Source organism: Chryseobacterium sp. SIMBA_029 (assembly GCF_046535275.1).
Taxonomy (GTDB): Bacteria; Bacteroidota; Bacteroidia; order Flavobacteriales; family Weeksellaceae; genus Chryseobacterium.
In genome coordinates this window covers 1-22,633 of record NZ_JAWRXA010000014.1, presented here as the reverse complement: position 1 = coordinate 22,633, position 22,633 = coordinate 1, and the positions used below count along the sequence as shown (strand labels likewise).

The following is a 22,633-nucleotide window of genomic DNA, read 5'->3' as shown; positions in this document are numbered from 1 at the left end:
ATTATTAACATTTATTAAAATTTCATTTGAAAGATAATTTATTGCAAATGGAATACTATTTTTACATAAATATTTGTAAAATAAAAAAATGATGAATAACAATCCCTTTTATATTTTACTCCTTGTAATAGTTATTGCAGGAGGCTATACTCAATTTAAAAAAAAGAAATAGATGATTTTGCTCTAAACAAAATAATGATTGATTCTTATAATTTTAATATCATGTATATCATAAAAAAACCTCTGTTTAGATTCTAAACAGAGGTTTTTAAATTATTTTATCCTATTATCTTCTTCGGTAGCTATAGGCTACGACAAGTGCTATGGCCATGGTGACACAAGTTACCATTGAAACGGTTTGAATAGATACTTCACTGTCCTTTGTCTGTGATGCATTGCGATGTTTATCACATGAGGACAAGAAAACTACTGTCATGAACAGACAGCCCAAAAGTAATTTTTTAATCATAAATATAATTGTTTGGTTTTTACTGTTTTACGAGCAAAAAAGATACCGAATCGTCTATTTTAATGAGGATTCAGTATGTGATGAATAGGAAATGAGTGGAATAGTATAATTTTTAGCACTTGATTTATTTTGTTGGCAGAGAGCAATAATTATACTTCCAAAATTCAAAACTTCTATGTATATCAATGATTGTATTTCTGCAATGTCAATGGGCTAATTTATTTGCAGTTGATTAATCTCTCTCCATTATCCGATACCAGTTTTCTTCTAACTTCCAATTAGATTCAGGTTTTATTTTTATTTGCTTTTCGTATTGTTTTTTTACTTCATTGTCATTTGTGAATATAAAATAAGTTTGTGGCGATTCAAAAAAACCACGGGAAATCCAAAATTTAATAGTTTTTGTGTTTTCTGTTTTATTTTTATAAATCCAAATGTCATTTCCTCCGTTTGAAATAATTGGAAAATCAAATGAAAGTTTACAAATACCATTATTCATTTTTGTATTAGGCCTCAATTTTTCACTTAAAACTTCTTCTACTATTTGTTTACGTTTGTTATAAGAAATTGTCCGGTCAACTTTTTCAATTATTGAGCTTGGAATTTTGTTGAAATTATAAAATATCAGGAAAAATAAAATGAATGTTGTAGGGAGATTTAATATTCTGTTTTCCTTTAAGTTTTTACGTTCTGTTATTGTTTTTGTTACCTGTCTAACAAATAAAAATAGCAAGATAATACAGACTAAAAGCCAGGAAAATGGTTGAACAAAATAAGGAAGATAAAAATAGTAGGCAAACACAAAAATTAACCATGTTATTACTAAAATTGAAATTTTTTTTGTCATCAATTCATCTTTACATTCAGTTAATAATCTTGATCTTCAGTATTTAAGTAGATTCAGTCTATATTTTTATAAAAGTAATAAATATTGCCTTTATGAGAAAATGAAGAAATATGTATATGTTTTCATCATTTTAATCTGTTTGTATTCTAACTTTTTGTTGAGTCTCCAATTTCTCAATCAAACGTCCTTTCACTAATGTAAAAGCATAATCCTTCGCTTCTGCAAAAGAGATGTTATACTTACGCTCAATATTCCTTAGATCTTCTGGAAATTTAGACATCAGGCTATCGTAATAGGTGTTTAAAAATTCGTGAGAAGGCATTTCGTAGTTGATCTTCAGTTGAAAACGTCTTATTAACGCAGTATCAATGATCTCAGGGTGGTTGGTAGCGCACAGTAAGAGCGCATTTTCAGGATAATAATCGATCAGCTGGATCAGAGTATTCACCAGTCTTCTCATTTCCCCGACATCCTTATCATCACTGCCTCTGGCTTTCCCAATTTGGTCGAGTTCATCCAGAAATAAAACAGACCTTTCCCTGCCGGCTTTATCGAAGATCATTTTGATATTTTGTGATGTTTCTCCGATACGCGAAGAAACAATATTACTGAGGTTAAGAATAAGAATATTTCTTCCCAAAGCATTCGCAAGCGCTTTTGCGGTCATCGTTTTCCCGCATCCTGAACTTCCCTGAAGCAATACTTTATTATTGACCGGAAGTCCGTATTCTTGCAGTTCTTTGAGGTAAGTGTGTTCTTTGATAAGCTGTACAAATTGTTTCCTGTTGTTGCCATCAAGGAATACATCCTGTAAGGTAACTTGTTCTTTGTCCTGGATAATGAGATTGTACAGATTCATGAGTAAAAGAAATTCGCTTTATTGACTACAAAGATAAAACTTTCTTAAAGTTTGAAGTCCGGTTATGAAAAAAAGAAAAGCCGAACTGGGGAGTCCGGCCAAACTATATATATTAAAATTTGTTTTGAAATAGGGTATTGTATGTTTGGAGCTCTTTTACTCCGGTTGAGTAAAAGAGCGAATCTGGTGACCAGATATAAACATAAACAATACAATTCATACCTTCTTAAGTCAGAAGATACGGTTTTAGAAATTCTTAGTTGTTTTCTCTCTTTACAGTCATAAAGTAAGAAGCGAATACTACTAAACATGTTGCGATTCCGATGTAAGTGATCATTTTGTTTTATTTTTAATTATTTGACTTTATTTTATCAATCTTTCAATTGCAATATTACTACTTTCAAATCATGTGCCAAAGCAAATCATTATGATGTATATCAGTATGTTATGTGTGTTTATTGTTCGTTTTTAGTGAACATTTGTTTAGATTAAATTAATGTGTTATTGAGAATTTATTAATATGTTTATTATATTATCTGTAAAATTTTGAAAATTTGACAATCAATTGAACACTTATATATTGGACTTGATAAAACAAAAAAGAAGGAATGGTATGCATAATATTGCCGAACGGTACCATTTTTCAGCATGAATTTTTTTCGTGAAACGAATTTTTATGTTAATAAAATTTATTTTTCAGTCTGAATTTTTACCACTGAATTTATTTTCAATCTGTCATGTTTTATGACAATAATGGCGGACCTATTGTCACTATTTATTGAATAATGTCACGTTTTTAAACTGAATTGTCCGTTTTTATGAAGGATGGTAGATTTTATTTTATGAAGATGTATTTTTTAAGTATCATTATTTCAGGTATTTATGTTTTATTTTGGGACGCAATCTTGTCAAATAAATACAAAATAATAAAATCAGAAATCAAAAAAAATCATGACCTTATGTAAAATATATCTAAGTATAATGAGTTATTTTGAAAGGAGACTGAACTGGTTTTCAGTTCGATTTTTCAAAAAAGGCTTACAAATTTTAATCACTCGATGGAAGGATTTTTTTTAATATGATAAGAAAATTGTCATGCATTACAGAATGAAAATCAATATTGATTTTCCATGATCTACAGCTCTCTTTTAATGGAAAAGAAAGCTATTTTCGTTACTTTTGTGTAAAAAGTAAATATGGGACGCAGTTATATTTTTCTTGCTTTGGCGATTACGTTTGAAATTATCGCTACTACTTTTTTGAAAAAATCTGAAGAATTTTCAAAGCTTTGGCCTTCGGTGGTGACTATCATAGGATATTCGGCAGCGTTCTATTTTCTGAGTCTGACTCTTCGACAAATCCCTGTGGGAATTACCTATGCTATTTGGTCCGGAGTGGGAATTGTTTTTATTACACTGATTGGAATCATAGCTTTTAAGCAGGTTCCGGATCTTCCTGCCATTATTGGAATAGCTTTGATCGTTATTGGTGTCGTCATTATTAATGTTTTTTCTAAAATGGGAACGCATTGATGAGTGGGGTTTTTTAGATAATAGATATTAGATTTCAGACATCAGACATTAGACATCTCACTTCATAATTCGTACATTATACATTATACATTATACATTATAAATTATACAGAGAACACTAAGCACCAAACACCAACAACCATAAACTAATAACCAAACAAAACTACCTCACCCTCGGCTTTCCAAAAGGATTATAAGAAACTCCGACATTGAAATAGAATGCTGGTTTATTGGTAGATTCAAAGACATAATCTTTAAAAGATTCCTGCTTTTCAAATATTCTTGTTCGTGGCGTTGCCCGGATTCCGGTTTTTAAAGTGCCTATAAAATTTCCCCCTAAATTATGCTCGTAAATCGCTCCGGAATTGATTTCCATCTGGCGGAATTCATAGGTTTTATCAGAGCGGTAAATGTAAAATGAGGTGTTGTCCATTTCGGTTCCCAAGGAAATTCTTCCATTGGCGAAAATATCTTTTCTGATCAGTACTTTTTTAGGAAGCAATACATCCAGTACCCAGCCGTTATCAAACTTATTTTCAAGAGTAAAAATAGGAAGGATCGGAATTTGTGCACTGGGATCAATAAAAGCGGCAAGTCCCAGCATTATTTTAGTTTTTGGCGTTGCTTTCAATACAAGAGAACCGGTTACCATACCGCGGATCCTTTCAAAATGCTGTTCGCTGCCGTCTACAGAAGCAGTGGCGCTGTAAATGGCTGTTTTATTGAACAATCTTGAAAAATAACTGAAATTCAACGCTTCAGAATGGTAATGGAAATCTTTTTCCTGCGGGGTGGCTTCGGCTAATACCGGATGTTCTGTATTGAGCGAGGTGTAGCGGTAGTTTAGGGAAGTGCTCAGCATCCATTTCTGTTTTTTAATGAAATAAATATTGGCATTCGCTTTTACCTGCTGGAAACTTTTAACTTTATTATCGGGCAAATCCCCATTTTGTAACCTGGAGGTGTATTGATAAGGCATCACATGGGTATATTCCACATTAAGATCTCTGGCCTGTGGAAATTTATCGGCAACAAATGCCCGTACCCTAATGGGAATGCTGTCCCGTTTCTGGGCATAGATTAGATTTTTAATGGGAAGGAATGCGATAGGAATGAAGAGTTTTCTTAAGGTTTTCATAGTAAGTGGATTATAGATTGAAAAAAGCTGAACTTAAATATTCTGTCATAATAGATATCAATGCTGTTTTCACTGATAAAATGGGTATAGTTTCCTGGTGAGCTGCTCCCGGTATCTTCTTCCACAAATACAAACCAGAGTTCTTTGAGGTTGTTTTTTCTTTTAAAATCTTCATTGGCATTCAGATCCAATGAGGCTGAATGTTTCAGATCATAAAATAAAATTCCCTTTCTTATCCCATGGTCTTCAATGATATTGATAGAGTGGTGCAGGTAATTAAGAATGATGATCTTGTGGTCATAACATTCTATAAAATGATGCAGGTCGATAAGCTGAATCACTTTTTCCTCCTGTTGAGAATCCGTCATAAAAAAGCATTCTAATGTTATCTGTTCAGTTAATTCCTGAAAAACGGCTAATTCCATAAGCATGTAAATTGAACGAGACAAAGGAATAGAGAAAAGCGTTAGAAGATTTATTTTTTATACCAAAGGCCTTACAATTTATACCAAATCCGGAATCTTTCAACTTGGTATAATAAAATGCAGGGTTGGTATAATATTATAGAGAGGAATACCGTTATTACTTATTTTTGTCTCTACTTATAAAAGTGCTGAAACATGACAGGATACCATTCGCCGAAAATGAAAGACACCTTAATCATCGATTTTCTGGTAGAAGACCGATACAGGTTTTGGAGGCACTGTACATTTTTGCTTTTCTTTTTCGGGCTGATGTACTTTGCCCGGTTCTGGCATTGGTTTTCCGGGATTTACCAGTATTACGCTTTGGCGTTTGTCTATACATCACTGGTGATCATGGCTTATATTAATATGTATGTGCTGGTTCCTGTATTCTTCTTTCGGTCAAGATATATTGTATACGTTATATTTCTATTGATGTTGGGAATAGGAGGACTTAATCTGATCGGCTATGGATTTAATCATCTTTTTTCTGAGTACCGCCTGAATAGCATGGAGGGAGAAAGCAGAAAGACCGGTCTGTATGAAGGAGCGATGATGTGTATTTCTATTATTATGATGACAACCACTGTGAAATTACTCCAGAAATGGATACGGGATAATAAAAGAATCACAGAACTCAGTAACCTGACGCTTCGGATGGAACTTAATGAACTGCGTAATCAGATCAATCCGCATTTCCTTTTTAATATGCTTAATAATGTCAAAGCCTTGATCAGAACCGATCCGGAAAAAGCAACTACAGTGATCATGAAATTGTCTGAGTTCCTGCGCTATCAGTTGTATGAAAACGGAGAGGAAAAAACCTTACTAACTTCCGAAATAGAGTTTCTTTCCAATTTTATCAACCTGGAGAAAATAAGAAGGGAAGATTTTTCTGTAGATATGAATGTAGCTATTGATAAAAGGACATTGAACAGTATTTTTATTCCGCCCAATTTATTTACAACGTTTGTAGAAAATGCTGTAAAACACAGTGTAGATATCAGCGGAAAAGAATATTATATTAAAATACATATAATGATTGAGAACAAAAAACTTCATTTTACATGCATCAATTCCAGAAATTCGGACTATCGTCCTGCAGAGAAGAATTCCGGCGGGTTGGGACTGGCTAATATTAAAAGACGTCTGGAGCTTTTGTACCGCAATACCTATCATTTGGATATTGTTTCCACCGATAAAGAATACACTGTAAATTTAATTGTTCCCGTATGAATTGTATTATTGTAGATGATGAGCCGCTGGCCAGGGCAGAAATGCAGTCGCTGATTAATGAAGTTTCCAAAATTGATATTTTGGGAAGTTTTTCCAATGCTCCTGCTGCTATGGAATTTTTAAAAACCAAAGAAACCGACCTTATTTTTTTAGATATTGAAATGCCTTCGGTAACCGGCCTGGAGTTTGCGGCCCTGCTTCCAAAAGAAACACTTGTGATTTTTACCACAGCCTATTCACAATATGCGCTTAAAAGTTATGAGCTGGATGCGGTAGATTATCTTCTGAAACCAATTGAGAAAAAACGGCTGGAAAAAGCGATCAATAAAGCAGTTTTGTATAAAGACCTTCTTTCCAAAGACACTGTGAAAAATACGGTGGAATCGAATACGGCAGATTTTCTATTTATCAAAGCAGACAGAAGGTATTACAAAATACATTTTTCTGATATTAAATTTATTGAAGGCCTGAAAGATTATGTGGTTATCCATACCCGGACCCAAAAACTCATTACCGCTATGAATCTGAAGACGATTCATCAGAAAATTCCGGCAAATAAGTTTTTACGGGTAAGCAAATCTTATGTGGTGAACATTGATTATATTGATTCTTTCGACAATCATAATATCTACATCGAGGATTCAGAAATTCCGCTGGGTGAAGTATATAAATCAGACTTTTTTATACGATACTCAGGAAATTCTCTGAATCCCGAATCTTAAATAATATGAAAGAGCCCGAGGCTGGAAGAGGGAGGTTGGAAGCTACTATTAATCCTCAAATAGTTGTCCTGCAAACGGATTGTCTACAAGCCATAACCAGATTCCCGCTTCATTTTTTTTCATCATACAGGTTGTTGCTCCCTTCATTTCAATAGGGCTTCCATCCGGTGCATGAGCTTTCAGAATCCATTTATCAGCCCATACCGCAAGGTTGCCCACAACAGTAGCTTTATGCCTAATCCCCTGAATATTGGGTTTCCAACCACAGAGATGTTCTAATGGTTTTCTGATGTTTTCCAATCCTTTTATTTCGTCTCCGTCTCTTTCAATATAGATGGCGTCTTTATCGAAACAGCTTAAAGCACCTTCTACATTACCCGTCAGGATGCAGTGTCTGAAGAAGTTTACAGCATCAGCGGGTTGGGTTCTGTCAAAATTTTGCGGCATTGTTTTTTTAATTTTGTATCTGGTGATTATCTTTTTTGTGCGACACATCGTATTACGGATCCTGTTCCATTGTGAAAAAGCCCTTCATTAAGTTCAATTTCGGTTTCTTCCAGCACTAAAAAATTATAATCCGGAAAATCTGCTTTAATCTCGTCGATGGAGAATAAAGATCCGATGTCTTTTGGACCGCCGACTTTTTCGTTTTTCAACACATAATCCAGATGGCTTTTACTAAATGCTTCAAAGATAATCATCCCTCCCTTGCGGAGATACTGACTAAGCATTTGATGGATAGATGATTTGATCTCCGCAGGAAAATGAGCGTAGATTAATGCGATCACATCGAATTGTTCTGTTTTAAAAGAAAGGTTCTGAAGTTCACCCACCTGATAATCGATGGTGACTCCGTTACTTTCTGCAAGTTGTAAAGCTTTATTTTTTCCCTCAGCACTGATATCAAATGCGGAAACTTCCCAGCCTGATTTTGCTGCAAAAACGGCATTACGCCCTTCTCCCTCAGCCGGAAAAAGGATAGTTCCGGGACCAAGTTTTTCCAGTTGTTCTTTTACATAAGTATTGGGTGCTGTGCCGTATGCAAATTCATTGCTGCTGTATCGCTCGTCCCATCGGTGGGTCCAACTATCTTTCATGGTTTTGTTTTTAAGTAATAGACTATCGAAAAATCTTCTTTTTCTGAGGGTTAAATTACGAAAAAACGAATGGCAAAGGCTTATGCATGACAAAAAACATACAATTTACTGGCAAAGAGAAATACTTTGTTTTTTTATAGATAGGTGATGTGTTTTCTAATACAGTTTTTGATCTTTTTCGCAATAAAAACTACTTCTCTTTCCAAGCCCTGTATTTTTCTTGATTACCTTTTGCCCGCAGATAGGGCATGTTTTTTTATGGTAAATCTGCCAGTGCTTTTTAAGGACAAATGCTCTTTTCCATTCCAGAAAATCGAAACTGTAATTTCTGGCTTCAGCGATGAGTTCTTTTAGTTTTTTAGCGGGTAGTTTTCCGATCAGGCTTTCAGGGTGAACGCCGATCCTGAACAGAACTTCGTTCTTAATAATATTCCCGACTCCGGAGAAAATATCCTGATCCATTAGTGCATCACATACCATCATTTCCGGTTTGGCTTTCAGTTTCTTTTCGGCTTTTTCAGGATTCCAGTCATCGCTTAAAATATCAGCTTCCCAATCAATGGCCGATAAAAATTCAGGATCAACGAGTTTTATAGAACAGGTATAGAAATACATACCACCTTTCGTAAATAGTAAAGCCAGCCGGAGGTTTTTATCCGGTTTGGTTTGCTCATCAACGCTGTAAGATCCAAACATTAAAAGATGAATTCTTACACTCACCTCATCAAAGACAAGGTAGGTCTGTTTTCCAAAGGTTCGGATTTCAAGCAGAGTTTTTCCCTCCAGCAGGTCGGTATCAATAGAAGCATTTCCTGATGCTTCCACCACTTTTTTACCTGCGAATTTCTGCAGGTTTTCTTTCATGAGTAGTATAGAGGGTCCTTCAGGCATTAGATGATATAGGTTTGATGTTCAGTGATAGTCCATTGTCTATTTTCATATACAGCAATAATTTCGCCACCACTTGATATTGTGTGGTATGGGATGCGAAATATATTATCCTTTGGGTCCTTAATTATTTTATTATAAATGGTGGGATAAAGATCTCTTCTGTAGTGTTCATCAAATTGATAGGACTGCTTTTCATTGAGTATTAATACTCGGTTTTTTTTAGAATTGACTTGTTGGAAATATTCGCAATCTGAACGGTATACATCAAAATTATAAGGATTGTCAGCATTTTCTGATCTGCCATCAATAATTTGTTCGTAAAGATTTGAAAATTTATTGCTTTCAGAGGCATATAATGGATTGGTGTCAAAGAAATCAGAGATTCCATCCTGATCACTGTCTTTTGAATAGGGATTTAAGTAAATTAAATGCTCAAAAAAATCATTATATCCATCCTGATCGGAATCTTTTCGGATTTCATCTAACGGTACTTCAAAGGTCAGAAAATCTTTTACCGGTTCAATAGTTTGATATCTTACTGCTTGAAGATTCCTTACAAAACTTCCGGATACAGAAAGAATATTGTCTTTTATAAAAGGCTGATCCTGATGATAATTGAGATGAGTGTATTTACTGAATCCGATATAATAGGCTTTTGGATTGTTATTTTTAATTTCTAACAGCCAATATCCAAACCTGTTTTCTGCAAGTGCAAAAGACTCTTTTTTGTGAGTCTGGATCTGAATATAGCTGAATGAATTACCAAAGTATTTTGTAAATCCGGCGTATTTTTTTTCGTAAGCGTTATGCCATTTTTGAAAAGTCTGCTCGTTAGCTGGTGGTGCCCCGTATCTGTTTTTCTTATCCTCTTCATAGCTGATATGATTTTTGTTTTCGTAGAACTTTATATGACTGGGATTTTCAGATACAATCGTTTCTTCAGAATCATTTACCAAAAGTTTTCCAAAATATTCACGAGTGCCATCACCAAAACAAAGATTTGGAGTGTTGCTATTTTGAGAGAAAAAATAAATAGGAAGAAGGAATAAAAGGATATTTTTCATGCAGTTTCTTTCGAATTTTAAATTTAAAACTTAATTTTGAAAAATGATGAACTTAAACCAGATTTTCACGAATCAGCGTACGGGAAATAATCCACATACAAAGGCTTCAAGAACCGATTTTCAAAGAGATTTCGACAGAATTATTTTCTCATCCGCATTCAGGAGGCTTCAAAACAAGACTCAGGTTTTTCCTCTTCCCGGAAGTGTTTTTGTTCACAACAGACTTACCCATTCACTGGAGGTTTCATCAGTGGGAAGAAGTTTGGGAAGTATCATTGGAGAATTTATTTCTGAAAATTTCAGGAATGAACTTACTGAAGATTCCAGCAGTTTTTATCTTCATAATCTTGGAAATGTGATTGCGGCGGCATGTCTGTGCCATGATGTTGGAAACCCAGCTTTTGGACATTCTGGAGAGGATGCCATTGCCAGTTATTTTGAAAGAAATGAAAACGATCTGAAACCTAAATTCAATGATAAAGAATGGGCGGATCTCGTTAACTTTGAAGGAAATGCCAATGCCATACGTGTATTAGCGCACCAACAGCAGGGTAAAGATGCAGGCGGGCTCCAGCTAACCTTTGCAACACTGGCAAGCATTGCAAAATATCCATGTGAAGCCATTGCTAAGAAAAAAGGAATTATTCATAGAAAGAAATTTGGGTTTTTTCAAAATGAGAAGGAGACTTTTCTTGAAATTGCAAAAGCGACTAATTTAATTTCAGAAAGTGAAGAACCCCATATTTTTAAAAGACATCCATTTGTCTGGCTGGTAGAAGCAGCAGACGATATCTGCTATAATATCATTGATATGGAAGATGCCCACAGGCTGGGAATCGTATCTACTGCCGACTGCGAGAACCTGTTTTTCGAATTGGTAAAATCTGAAAGCAACGATACGAAAAGGATCAAAGATAAATTGGCTTCTATTTCCAATGATAATGAAAGAATTTCTTATTTAAGAGCAAAAGTGATCAATGCTTTGATTAATAAATCAATAGAAACCTATAAACAGCATTTTGAAACGATTCTTCAGGGTAATTTGGAGCATGCGCTTCTGGATATGTATAAATCTGAAAACACGGCATTGCAGGAAATAGAAAAGTTCTCTATTGCCAAGATTTATAACCATAAAGCTGTTGTAGAGATAGAAAATGCTGGATACAACGTAATGTACGAATTGCTGGATCATTTTATACCATCTGTTCTGAAATCGGGAGGTCAAAGAAAATCGTATGATAAAATGGCTTTAAAACTTCTTCCGATTCAGTTTGTATATGAGCAGGGGACAGACTATGAGAAAGTATTGGGTGTGATTGATTTTGTATCGGGAATGACAGACAATTATGCGACCGACTTATACCGAAAAATAAAAGGAATCGACATTGGGATGACGGTATAGTAATTTCGTCCTTTTTATATATAAAAAATTACAAACACATAAAAAAAATTAAACTATGGCGTACTTAGGTATTATTATTTTCATTGGTCTTGTGACCTTATTTGCTTCATTTTTTACCGTGAAGCAGGAGACCGCAGCAATTGTAGAACGATTGGGTAAATTTCACTCGGTCCGTCACGCAGGACTTCAATTGAAAATTCCTTATTTAGATAAAATTTCAAAAAGAATGAATCTTAGGATCCAGCAGCTGGATGTGATGATCGATACCAAAACTTTGGATAATGTTTTTGTGAAAATGAAAATTTCCGTGCAGTTTCAGGTGATCAGAAGCCAGGTGGCAGATGCTTTCTATAGATTGGAAAGCCCGCACGATCAGATTACTTCTTATGTTTTTGATGTCGTAAGAGCAGAAGTTCCCAAATTAAAACTGGATGATGTTTTCCTGAAGAAAGATGATATTGCTGTTGCCGTAAAGGCAGAACTTCAGGAAGCAATGCAAAGTTATGGCTACGATATTATCAAAGCTTTGGTTACGGATATTGATCCCGATGAGCAGGTAAAACATGCCATGAACAGGATCAATGCTGCAGAAAGAGAAAAAACAGCCGCAGAATACGAATCTGAAGCCCAAAGAATCAGAATTGTAGCGGTAGCAAAAGCGGAAGCGGAATCTAAAAAATTACAGGGACAGGGGATTGCAGATCAGAGAAGAGAGATCGCCAAAGGTTTGGAGGAATCCGTAAGAATGCTGAATAATGTGGATATTAACTCTCATGAAGCATCAGCGCTTATCGTAGTTACCCAGCATTATGATACTTTACACTCTATTGGAGCGACGAACAGAAGCAGCTTGGTATTGCTTCCGAATTCACCAACTGCAGCAAGCGGAATGCTGAATGACCTTGTGGTTGCGATGACTACTGCAAATACTGTAGGAGAGGCAAGTAAAGGACATATTGATCCTCCCAAAAATCATCAACACTAAATTCTTACAGAAGTTTGAGATACAAACAATTCCGGCGCCCCAATTGGGGCGCCGGAATTGTTATCTGTATTATTTCTTTGTTTTAGAAACCTGCTGTACCAGTGTGTACTTTATAGAAGAGGCATCAGCGGGTGGATTGGCAATTTTTTCTGTTTTTACCTTTAATACATATTCATAACCCGGTTCATAGGTAAATCCTTCGATATTACTATAGAAATTAGTCCAGTTTTCTGAAGCTTTTTCTTTTACCTGAAGGCATTTCATTGGGGCAACACCCGTACAATCTGCAGTTTGAGGTCCCACGATGAATGTTTTTTCATCACCTTTGGTTGCATTGGCTGAGGTTGTGCACTGTGTCATTGCAAATAAGGCTACTGCAGGAACTGCTCCTTTTAAAATGGTTGCTATACTTTTCATAAGTCTGATTTTATCCTTACCCGACAATTATTATGCCGAACTGATTTACGGAAATTGTCGTGGTTCTACTCTTGTTTTTTATTTTTTAATTAATTAATTTGAACCCCCTTAATGATTGAAATCAAGTAAATAAATAGTACAATATAATATGGATAATCAAATTCAAACTGAAAATTACAAAATCCAACAACCTGAAGCGTGGGCGGGAATAATTGAAGATCAGGAAATTATAAACAGGATCAAAGATTCTGAATTTGCAAAAAAACAGATTGATGAAGGAAGAGATTACTGCTATTTTTTAGATAAAAAATATTATACCAGCAATACTGAAAACAGTGAATATGCCTGCATGGCCTACACACTGAATGAACCAGGCAATTTAGAGCGTGCATCAGCAACCGATGTGGTGGTTGAGGAAAATGAAGTATACAGCATTCACAGAATCAGTGTGCTGAGAGATGGCGTACTGATTGATAAAATTCCCGATACAAAAATTAAAGTACTGGACAGTGAAAACCAGAGCAGCGGGGGAGTATTAAGCAGCAATAAAAAGATTAATATCACCATAAAAGACCTGAGGCTGTATGATGTTCTGATCATGGAAGATTCCAGGGTGAAAGCTTTTACGGACCGCGATTTTCTTAGAAAAGAATTCTCCAAATACGTTTGGGTAAGTCCGGATAATTATTGGGCATATGGAAGCTTTAGATTTACGATGATCAATGACCGTGAGGAGACGATTGCGTATAAGAAAACATTTTTCAGGGATGAAAACGGAAATGTTTTAGAACCGGAAATCAGCTATTTGAAAAAAGGGGAGCAGTTTGTGATTGAAGAAGAAAATTATATCAATCCTGTAGATGCAGGACGTGAAATTTTTCCTTACATCGACTTCGCTACAGATAGTAACTGGAAAGATCTTTCCAATTATATTGCTCCTATTTATGAAGAAATTTTCAACAAATCTTCGTTGCCGGAATTTGCTCCGAATTTAGTGGAAAAGCTCGATGCCATTCCCAATCAGGATGAAAAGTTGCAGTTTGCCATAGAATATGTTCAGAACCATATTTATTATGTGTTCAATGCAGATGAAATGAATGGCCATAAACCACAGGAACCGGCTGTAACCTATGAAAACAAGCAGGGAGACTGTAAAGCGAAATCAGTATTGTTAAAAGTAATACTGGACTATATCGGAGTGGATGCTTCTGTAGTTTTAGTGAATTTTCATACCGATTTTTATATTAAATATTACCTGCCTTCTTTATTGAATTTTAATCACGTCGTGGTAAAAGTGAACTACAAAGGAGAGGAATATTTCATTGATGCCACCATCCGTGATGAATTTGGGCTCATCGAAAACCGTGGATTTATCTATTTTATGCATTACCTGGAAATAAAACCTAATCAGGAGCTTCAGGTAAGAAAGCCATATAAATTCCCATATTATTGTGTGAATGAAAAAATTGAATTCAATGCTCAGGATACCAATGGAACTTTACAACTGACCACAGTGTATAAAGGAAATCGTGCGAATGCTATGAGAAGGTATTTTAAAAGCACCAATAAAAGAGAGATTGTCGACAGCTGGAACAATTTCCTGTTTTACGGATTGAATTATTCAAGTGATAGAAACGGAACGGATATCAGAAATGTATTCAAGGATGCATCCATCGATATTGTAAGTGATGATAAAAAGCAGAATGAGTTTACGATCCACTATCAGGCAACCGTTGAAAATCCTTATTACACAGATCCGCAGAAAAACCGTTTCTTAATGTATTTTGACCGTAATGTGGTAAAGGCTAGCGCACGTGATTTTATCCATAAAGATCTTTCATTCTGGCATAATTTCGACAGCGAAAAATATGAAATTAGTTTGTATACGGATCATAAAATAGATACCGAAGAAAAATATACGGTTCAGGAAAGCACCATTGCCAATCCGTATTTTGATTATAAAAGCCGTAAGAAAGTAACTAAAAACGGAGCCACAGTATTCATTGAGTACAATCCTCTCGTTAATCTGGAAATCCCTCAAAAAGACTTTGAGACATTCAGAACAGACCATCATACAGTAGCAGACAGTAATTTTGGATTGGGTGTTGATATTATAGAACCCGGATTGATGAACCGGCTTAAATTCAGTTTTAAAAAGAAATTTAAATAAGTTTTGGACTTTAGTTTTAAATTCTAAACATCCTATTGTTCATGATTCCGGCGGCCAAAGGCCGCCGGAATTATTTTTAAACCACAGGACTTTCGGTTTCCTTGGGTTTTGGTGCAATTCCTCTGAATTTCTGTTTACCAATCAACAGTTCAAAAAATAATCTAAAATCAGAGATTAAAGACCAAAGAGGATATGTAAAAGTGGCAGGTTTATTTTTTTCAATCACAGCATGACTGAACCAGGCGAAGCCGTATCCGAAGATCGGGATGTACCATAAAAATCTTTCTTTTCCTGAACTGATTACATACCAGATCACCCCAAATACCAGAAGGGTTCCGATAAAATGAAAGATTCTGGTTCCTGTTTTACTGTGCTCGGTAAGGTAGAATTGATAAAATTCACGATATGTTTTTATTCTTTCAGACATGATATATTAGTTTATGATTATTGAGATCAAAGCAATAATTCCGCCAATCTAAAAAAGCAAAAAGGTGAATCTGCAGATTAGCAAATTCACCTTTATATTTTATTCTTAATAATGCTCTTTAAACGGACTGCTTCCTAAGGTTACTGTTTCTGTAACCGTAGAAGAAATAGATCACCAGACCTACGGCAAACCACATCCCAAACCAGAACCAGTTTTCGTGGCTCATTCCGGTAAGAAGGTATAAACAAGAGCTTAAACCGATTAAAGGAATTAAAGAGAAATTTTTAATAAAAGTAACGATGCAAAGCACCAGATTAATGATAATGAAAACACAGATCGATGCTCTGAATTCACCTTCTTTAGGATCTTTCCAGTCCATTAAGGCATGGAAAAAATCTGGTTGCCATAGATAGAAACCCACTAAGCTCCCGATAAAAATAACCGGGAAAATGATTTTACCGTTAATATAAGGAAGGTGGAATCTGCCTTTGATTTTTTCTTTGGCAGGAAGCATTAAAACTCCGGCACACACCAAAACGAAAGCGAAAATGGTCCCGATACTTGTAAAATCAAGGATGAATGTTTTATCTGTAAATAAGATAGGAACTCCTACGGCAATACCGGTTACGATCGTTGCAAATGAAGGAGTTTTATATTTTGGATGTACAGTTTTGAATTTTTCAGGCATCAACCCGTCACGGCTCATGGCGTACCAAATTCTGGGCTGTCCCATCTGGAATACTAATAATACGGTGGTAATAGCCACAATAGCTACAAATGAAACGACCAGTTCCATCCATGCGACATTGGCATTCGTTTTTTCAAAGATAAAAGAAAGTGGATCTCCGATACCGTCAAATTTTCGGTAATCTACCATTCCTGTAAGCACCAATGTTAATGCAATATAAATGACAGTACACAATACAAGCGAGATGATCATCCCTTTTGGTAATGTCTTTTGAGGATCTTTTGTTTCTTCAGAAAGTACACTTAATGCATCAAAACCTATATAAGCGAAGAAAACTCCGGAAACAGCACTCATCACTCCTGCAAAACCATTTGGCATGAAAGAGGCAACCTTTGTTTCGGGATTGATAGGCGTCCAGTTTTCTGTATTGATATAAGAGAAACCTACCAGAATAACCAACACAATTACAGCTAATTTTAAGATAACCAATGAGTTGTTGAAATTTTTACTTTCCTTAACCCCCACATAACAAAGCCATGTGATCAATCCGTTGATGACCAAAGCAGGAACATCAACAATGAATTTTAAGCTTCCGATTAGAGGCGCGGATTTCCAGGCGTTAATCAATTCTGTATTGGTAGAACCGTTCATGAATGCTTTTTTAGCTTCTGTGTAACTGCAGGTAAGATAGTCGGGAATATGCATGCCTAAACGATGTAGAAAGCTGGTGAAATAATCTGACCATGAAAAGGCTACATATATATTTCCGAATGAATACTCCATAATCAGGGCCCAGCCGATAATCCAGGCGATCAATTCCCCGAAACTGGCATAGGCATAAGTATAAGCGGAACCTGCTGTAGGAATTCTGCTGGCAAATTCTGCGTAGCATAATGCCGTAAAACCACAGGCGAAACCACAGATCAAATATAGCAGAATAACACCGGGACCGCCTCTGAAAACGGCTTCTCCTAAACTGCTAAAACTTCCTGCTCCAATAATTGCCGCAATGCCAAAAAAAACGATGTCCCAAACGCCTAAAACTCTTAAAAGGCTGGTAGATGTGTCCGTCTCTGAATAGATTTTTCTTCTAAAAAGCTGATTCATTCAATGTCTATATTTGATTTGAAAAAAAACAAATGTAATGATAATTATAAAAGTATGTTAAAAAATGGCTAAATTTTCTATATTTTTCTTAAACTCCCGTTATAGACTTGTTTAAGCAATAAGTTTTCAATACTTTCGTTGATATATACAGACTAATTTTTTTATTCAAAAAGAATGAAATCAAGAAAAATACTTTTAGCGGCTGCTGTGCTTTATTTCGGAGTTTCCGAAGCTCAACAGTCCCAATACTTTACCCAGAAAGAAAACTATAGATTCAACCTAGCTGAAAATCTTTATCAGACCAAAATATACAGTGCTTCTCAATATGAATATGCAAGACAATATTTTTACAATCAGAATTTGTCGAGGTCGAAGAAAGAAGGTGCACAGTTTTTTGATAATGTAATCGGGGTTATCCTTCAGAAGAATCATGCTGAAGAAGGATTAACTGCTTTTATGAAAGAATATCCGAATTCTGCCTATTTTGCTCAGGCTAACTTACCTTTGGCAGATTATTATCTTGCTAAGAAAGATTTTGATAAAGCGTTGGAAACCTTGAAAAAGGTTAATCAGTATCAGCTTTCAAAAGAGGAAAATACACAGTATATCCTGAAGTTGGGCTATGCTAAGTTTATGACCGGAGATACCAAAGGAGCAGTAGACGCTCTGGAGGAAGCCTATAAAACAGCTGATGAATCCCAAAAAGGAGACATCGCCTATATGCTCGGTCATTTATATTATTCCAACAGACAGAATGATAAAGCGTTCCAGTATTTTGATTCTATAAAAGAGCAGCCGAAGTTCTCGAAACTCGTGCGTCCTTATTATGTACAGATGTATTATAACGATAAGGATTACGATAAAGCGATTTCGGAAGGGAATGCATTACTCAACGAAAATCTTTCCGATTCTTACAAGGCAGAAGTTCATAAAATCATTGGAGAAAGCTACTTCATGAAAAATGATTACGCTTCCGCTTATCCGCATTTGAAGGACTATTTAAGCGTTCAGCAAAATCCGTCTGAAAATGACCTGTATGAAATAGGATTTGTTGCAGCACAGCTGAAAAAATATGACGAAGCCGTTTCATATTACAATCAGCTTCTGAACAGTAATTCTGCTTTAGCTCAAAATGCCTACTATCAATTAGGAAATGCTTATTTGGCAGTAGATAAAAAGCAGGAAGCACTTTCAGCGTTCCGTTCTTCTTATCAGATGGATTATGATCCTAAAGTGAAAAAGCTGGCTCATGAACAATATGCAAAACTGAGTTACGATATCGGAAACCCTTTTGAAAGTGCCTCTACGGTCATTCAAAATTATATCAATGAAAATCAGAATGCCCCGAATGCATCGGAGATGAGATCGCTTTTAGTGAAATCATACTTGTATTCCGGGAACTATAAAGAGACATTAAATGCCATCGACAGATTGCAGAATTCTACTCCTGATATCAATAAAGTAGATCAGGAAGTTTCTTATTTATTGGGAACAGAAGAATTCAACAAAGGAAATTATGACGAGGCAGAAAGGTATTTCCTGAGAAGTTTAGGATTTAATATCAATAAAGAATTTAACAGCAGAGCACTGTACTGGCTGGGACAGACCTATTATCAGAAAGGAAACTATCCTTCTGCGATTGTACGTTATGAAAAGCTTCTTAACGAAACCTTCCCTGAAAAGCAGCAGTTGCCATATGACCTGGGATATGCTTATTTCAAGTCTAAAAAATTCGATCAGGCACAGACCTATTTCCAGCAGTACCTGACGAACCCAAAACCTGAGTTTAAAAATGATGCAGAACTTCGTTTAGCCGATATCCATTATGCGAATAATGATCTGAATGAAGCCATTGCCATTTACGATAAAAATGAAGATGCTACCGACTATACCTTGTATCAGAAAGCAATGGCTTTAGGATTTAAAGGAGATACCCAGGCGAAGATTAACAATTTGAAAACGCTTCTTTCCAAGTATCCGGATTCTGAATATTATGATGATTCACAATATGAGATCGGAACAGCATATGCCGCACAGGATGATTTTACGAATTCAAATGATGCTTTTGCAAAAGTGATCAAAACATCTTCTGATAAAGATCTTATTGCCAATGCTTCGATTTACAGAGCACAGAATTATATTGATCAGAACCAGAGTGACAAAGCTCTTTCTGAACTGAAATCTCTTGGTGAGCAGTATAAAAATACTGCATACGCTCAGAAAATCGTTCAGGCTGCAAAACCTATTTTTACGAAAAACGGTGATGTTTCAGGATACGAAAATTTCGCGAAAAATATAGGAGTTAACGTTGCTTCTTCTGAAATCGACGAAATCAATCTTTCTACAGGAAAACAATATTTCACGAAGAAAGATTACAAAAATGCTATTTCTTATTACGAAAAATATCTAACGCAGAACCCAACGGGAGAAGGCCTTTATCAGGCTAAATACGAATTGGGAGAAAGTTATTATCAAACTAATAATGCAACGAAAGCCCTGTTAGTTTTACAGGAAGTTGCCAATGTTCAGAACGATTATCAGGATGACGCGCAGACCCGTTTAGCACAGATTTTTATTGCTCAGGGAAATAATGCAGAAGCTAAAAAATATTTGGAGAGCATCAAAAACTCTTCTGATATAAGCATTAAAAATTATGCTAATGTAGAACTGATGAAGATGTACGCTGAAGAGAAGAACTTCTCTCAGGCTGAAAAATTGGCGGATGCAGTGATTGCTAATACCAAAAACTCAGCAGCCGTTATTGAAACTGCGAAAGTGATTAAAGCAAGAAGTCTGATGAATGCCGGAAAAGATAAAGAATCACAGACTGCTTACACTTCTCTTGAAAAATCATCGAATACCTCTGTAGCAGCAGAAGCGCTGTATGCGAAGGCTTATTATCAAAATAAAGGGAAGGCGTTCAAATCTTCCAATGAAACGATTTTTAAGCTGGCTAACAACTACGCATCGGAAGAATTCTGGGGTGCGAAAGCTTTGGTACTAATGGCTAAGAACTACATCGGTCTTAAAGATAATTACCAGGCAAGTTATACCTGCGACCAGATTATTGCCAATTACAAGGATTTCCCGGAAATCGTTGCAGAAGCGAAAGAAGTTAAAAAGCAGATTAAGAAATAAAAAATGTACGATCGTATTCATGAGTATTATATCGATTAATACATTTTACGTGAATACATAAATACAATATGTAATGAACAGAAAAATTCAAATATTATCCATATTATTTTTAGGAGTTTCGCAGGTTGCGTTTTCCCAGATTAAAGAAGAGAAGCTGATTCTTAATAAAAAAAGAGAACCGGAGGTGAAGAAGATCGAAAAGAAGAAAACTTCTGTAGAAACCATTAAGAATTATCCGCCGGAAGAGAAATCTCAGAATCCTGTACAATACAAAATTACAGATGTTCCTGCGGTTTCGGATTTCAAAACTTCGACGATTCAAGGGGAAGATGTAGCTCCAAAATTTGAAGGAACAGCACAGAATAATTACGTCCAGTTTGGAATGGGCAACTATGGAAAGATCCTTGGAGATGCCAATATCTCTAAAACCCTTCAGAATAAACTTGAAGTAGGTGGTGATTTCCATTTCCTTTCCACTCAGGGACTTAAAAAAGAATACGACTGGGATTCCAAGCAGAGTTCTGCAACCATCGGGGCTTTCGTAAATTCTTATGGTGATAAAGGGAAGCTTAACCTGAATGCGGAGTATGGCTTAAACAACTACAATTACTATGGCATTTACGCCTTACAGCCGTCTTCTGATGTTGATCTGAAGCAAACAGTCAACCAGTTTAAAGTGAATGGATATTATGACTTCTATTCCAATGAAATTTTAAATGATATACGGGTGAAATCTTCATTCTTAAAAGATCATTTTGATGCTCAGGAAAACCAGGTTTCCATGCTGGCTAATTTGTCTAAACATGCCGTTGAGATGGGTAAATCAGGTATTACCTTAAATGCAGACTTAGGTATTGGACTAGAAGCTGTAAAAACGGATTTTGCTATCAGAGACAGAAATTCATCTAATTTTTTCAATACAAGTCTAACACCGAAAGTTACTTTTAGAAAAGGAGATTCATATTTAATGCTAGGTTCTGCATTTTCATTCCTGAATGCCAAAAATTCAAATGATCTGATGGCTGAGCAGATGAAAAACAATAAGACCTATTGGTTTCCACAGGCTGAGTTTCAGTTTGCTGCTGCTAAAGAATTTAAATTCTATGGTGGGGTAGACGGAGGCCTGAAGATCAATACGTACGGAGATATGCTGCAGGAAAACCCGTTCCTTGTTTCTGATCAATATCTGAAACCAACAGAAACCAAATATCATCTGTATGTAGGTTTGAGAGGAGATATCGATGAAACCATCAAGTATGATGTTTCGGCAGGGTATGGAAAAATGAGAGATATTATGTTCTTTAAAGGAAACAGTATTTTTGACAACGGATTTACGCTGAACCGTTCTGCCTACAATTTTGCGAATACATTCTCCGCTGTATATGACGACGGAAATGTAAGTGACATCAAAGGAAGCATCCAGTATTTTCCTTTGGCTAACCTGATTATAGACGGTGAAGTTCGTTTTACCAAGTACGATCTGAATAATTATGAAGATATTTATAACGTTCCATTGCTGAATGCAAGCATCGGAGCAAAATATACAATGCTTGATAAAAAACTACTGTTAGGATTCAAAGGAATCTTCGCAAGTGACAGAACCACAAACTCTTTCGCTATCGAAGGTATAGCGAATCCGGGGATGATTTATCAGTCTACGGAGAACAAAAACGATAAAGTTGGTGGCTATGCTGATTTAAATCTTTCCGCAGAGTATAAATTTCACAAGAATTTTAGCATTTTCGCACTTGGAAATAATCTTCTAAGCTCAAAATACCAAACGTACAAAGGCTATAAAGTTCTTGGTGCACAGGTTGTAGGAGGGGTGAAGATTACATTCTAAACTAAAAAATATACAACAAAATAAAAGCCTTACATTCTAAAATGTAAGGCTTTTTGTTTTTATCAATGTCTAGTCCTGAAATATCGATACACAAAAAAAGAATCGTTATGGAAGAACATTTAGAAACCCAGTATGTC

The 22,633-nt window shown here is 35.7% G+C and carries 19 protein-coding genes; 8 read left to right on the top strand and 11 right to left on the bottom strand.

The window, feature by feature from the left end; translation table 11 throughout:
* Positions 1-701 precede the first annotated feature (701 nt).
* The gene (locus SB679_RS20930) at positions 702-1,316 is read right to left on the bottom strand and encodes a hypothetical protein (protein WP_410704253.1); all 615 of its coding nucleotides are present in this window, start codon (positions 1,314-1,316) and stop codon (positions 702-704) included.
* A 130-nt stretch (positions 1,317-1,446) separates the two neighbouring features.
* Complete coding sequence (locus SB679_RS20925) at positions 1,447-2,175, bottom strand: AAA family ATPase (protein ID WP_410704252.1); 729 nt, start codon at positions 2,173-2,175, stop codon at positions 1,447-1,449.
* Positions 2,176-3,371: 1,196 nt separating this feature from the next.
* Here SB679_RS20925 and SB679_RS20920 point away from each other — a divergent pair.
* Positions 3,372-3,707, top strand: a complete 336-nt coding sequence (locus tag SB679_RS20920) for a DMT family transporter (protein ID WP_410704251.1) — start codon at positions 3,372-3,374, stop codon at positions 3,705-3,707.
* Positions 3,708-3,870: 163 nt separating this feature from the next.
* Here the strand turns inward: SB679_RS20920 and SB679_RS20915 are convergent, their stop codons facing one another.
* A complete protein-coding gene (locus SB679_RS20915) occupies positions 3,871-4,845 on the bottom strand; it encodes a DUF6268 family outer membrane beta-barrel protein (RefSeq protein ID WP_410704250.1) in 975 nt (324 codons plus the stop codon).
* Entirely contained in the window at positions 4,842-5,270 is a 429-nt protein-coding gene (locus SB679_RS20910) for a hypothetical protein (RefSeq protein WP_410704249.1), read from the bottom strand. The genes SB679_RS20915 and SB679_RS20910 overlap by 4 nt, the downstream gene beginning before the upstream one ends.
* A gap of 219 nt (positions 5,271-5,489) precedes the next feature.
* Between SB679_RS20910 and SB679_RS20905 the strand changes: the two genes are divergently transcribed.
* Together SB679_RS20905 and SB679_RS20900 are read left to right on the top strand one after the other, a co-directional pair.
* Positions 5,490-6,545, top strand: coding sequence for a sensor histidine kinase (locus SB679_RS20905; RefSeq protein ID WP_410704248.1), 1,056 nt, complete (start codon positions 5,490-5,492; stop codon positions 6,543-6,545).
* Positions 6,542-7,267 carry a LytR/AlgR family response regulator transcription factor gene (locus tag SB679_RS20900; protein WP_410704247.1) on the top strand — a complete coding sequence of 242 codons (726 nt, stop codon included), beginning with the start codon at positions 6,542-6,544 and terminating at the stop codon, positions 7,265-7,267. Before SB679_RS20905 ends, SB679_RS20900 begins: the two co-directional genes overlap by 4 nt.
* Before the next feature lie 48 nt (positions 7,268-7,315).
* On the opposite strand, the gene SB679_RS20895 is transcribed toward SB679_RS20900, so the two are convergent.
* The 4 genes from SB679_RS20895 to SB679_RS20880 form a co-directional block, all read right to left on the bottom strand.
* Positions 7,316-7,714, bottom strand: coding sequence for a YybH family protein (locus tag SB679_RS20895; RefSeq protein ID WP_410704246.1), 399 nt, complete (start codon positions 7,712-7,714; stop codon positions 7,316-7,318).
* 26 nt (positions 7,715-7,740) lie between these two features.
* Positions 7,741-8,364, bottom strand: a complete 624-nt coding sequence (locus SB679_RS20890) for a class I SAM-dependent methyltransferase (RefSeq protein WP_410704245.1) — start codon at positions 8,362-8,364, stop codon at positions 7,741-7,743.
* 156 nt (positions 8,365-8,520) lie between these two features.
* Positions 8,521-9,255, bottom strand: coding sequence for a DNA-formamidopyrimidine glycosylase family protein (locus SB679_RS20885; RefSeq protein WP_410704244.1), 735 nt, complete (start codon positions 9,253-9,255; stop codon positions 8,521-8,523).
* Entirely contained in the window at positions 9,255-10,319 is a 1,065-nt protein-coding gene (locus tag SB679_RS20880; RefSeq protein WP_410704243.1) for a hypothetical protein, read from the bottom strand. Before SB679_RS20880 ends, SB679_RS20885 begins: the two co-directional genes overlap by 1 nt.
* A gap of 46 nt (positions 10,320-10,365) precedes the next feature.
* On the opposite strand from SB679_RS20880, the gene SB679_RS20875 reads away from it, so the two are divergent.
* Together SB679_RS20875 and SB679_RS20870 are read left to right on the top strand one after the other, a co-directional pair.
* Positions 10,366-11,721: a deoxyguanosinetriphosphate triphosphohydrolase gene (locus SB679_RS20875; RefSeq protein WP_410704340.1), complete on the top strand. Its 1,356-nt coding sequence runs from the start codon at positions 10,366-10,368 to the stop codon at positions 11,719-11,721.
* 55 nt (positions 11,722-11,776) lie between these two features.
* Positions 11,777-12,706 (top strand): SPFH domain-containing protein, encoded by a 930-nt coding sequence (locus SB679_RS20870; protein ID WP_410704242.1) that lies wholly within the window; start codon positions 11,777-11,779, stop codon positions 12,704-12,706.
* 69 nt (positions 12,707-12,775) lie between these two features.
* Here the strand turns inward: SB679_RS20870 and SB679_RS20865 are convergent, their stop codons facing one another.
* Positions 12,776-13,123 carry a DUF4377 domain-containing protein gene (locus SB679_RS20865; protein ID WP_410704241.1) on the bottom strand — a complete coding sequence of 116 codons (348 nt, stop codon included), beginning with the start codon at positions 13,121-13,123 and terminating at the stop codon, positions 12,776-12,778.
* A gap of 148 nt (positions 13,124-13,271) precedes the next feature.
* On the opposite strand from SB679_RS20865, the gene SB679_RS20860 reads away from it, so the two are divergent.
* The gene (locus SB679_RS20860) at positions 13,272-15,293 is read left to right on the top strand and encodes a hypothetical protein (RefSeq protein ID WP_410704240.1); all 2,022 of its coding nucleotides are present in this window, start codon (positions 13,272-13,274) and stop codon (positions 15,291-15,293) included.
* 76 nt (positions 15,294-15,369) lie between these two features.
* Here the strand turns inward: SB679_RS20860 and SB679_RS20855 are convergent, their stop codons facing one another.
* Both SB679_RS20855 and SB679_RS20850 read right to left on the bottom strand, forming a co-directional pair.
* On the bottom strand, positions 15,370-15,720 hold the full coding sequence (locus SB679_RS20855) for an Mpo1-like protein (RefSeq protein WP_410704239.1): 351 nt from the start codon (positions 15,718-15,720) through the stop codon (positions 15,370-15,372).
* 118 nt (positions 15,721-15,838) lie between these two features.
* Positions 15,839-17,515, bottom strand: coding sequence for an APC family permease (locus SB679_RS20850; protein ID WP_410704238.1), 1,677 nt, complete (start codon positions 17,513-17,515; stop codon positions 15,839-15,841).
* A gap of 174 nt (positions 17,516-17,689) precedes the next feature.
* Between SB679_RS20850 and SB679_RS20845 the strand changes: the two genes are divergently transcribed.
* Both SB679_RS20845 and SB679_RS20840 read left to right on the top strand, forming a co-directional pair.
* On the top strand, positions 17,690-20,653 hold the full coding sequence (locus SB679_RS20845; protein ID WP_410704237.1) for a tetratricopeptide repeat protein: 2,964 nt from the start codon (positions 17,690-17,692) through the stop codon (positions 20,651-20,653).
* 73 nt (positions 20,654-20,726) lie between these two features.
* Positions 20,727-22,496 carry a TonB-dependent receptor gene (locus SB679_RS20840; RefSeq protein WP_410704236.1) on the top strand — a complete coding sequence of 590 codons (1,770 nt, stop codon included), beginning with the start codon at positions 20,727-20,729 and terminating at the stop codon, positions 22,494-22,496.
* The last annotated feature ends 137 nt before the right edge of the window (positions 22,497-22,633 follow it).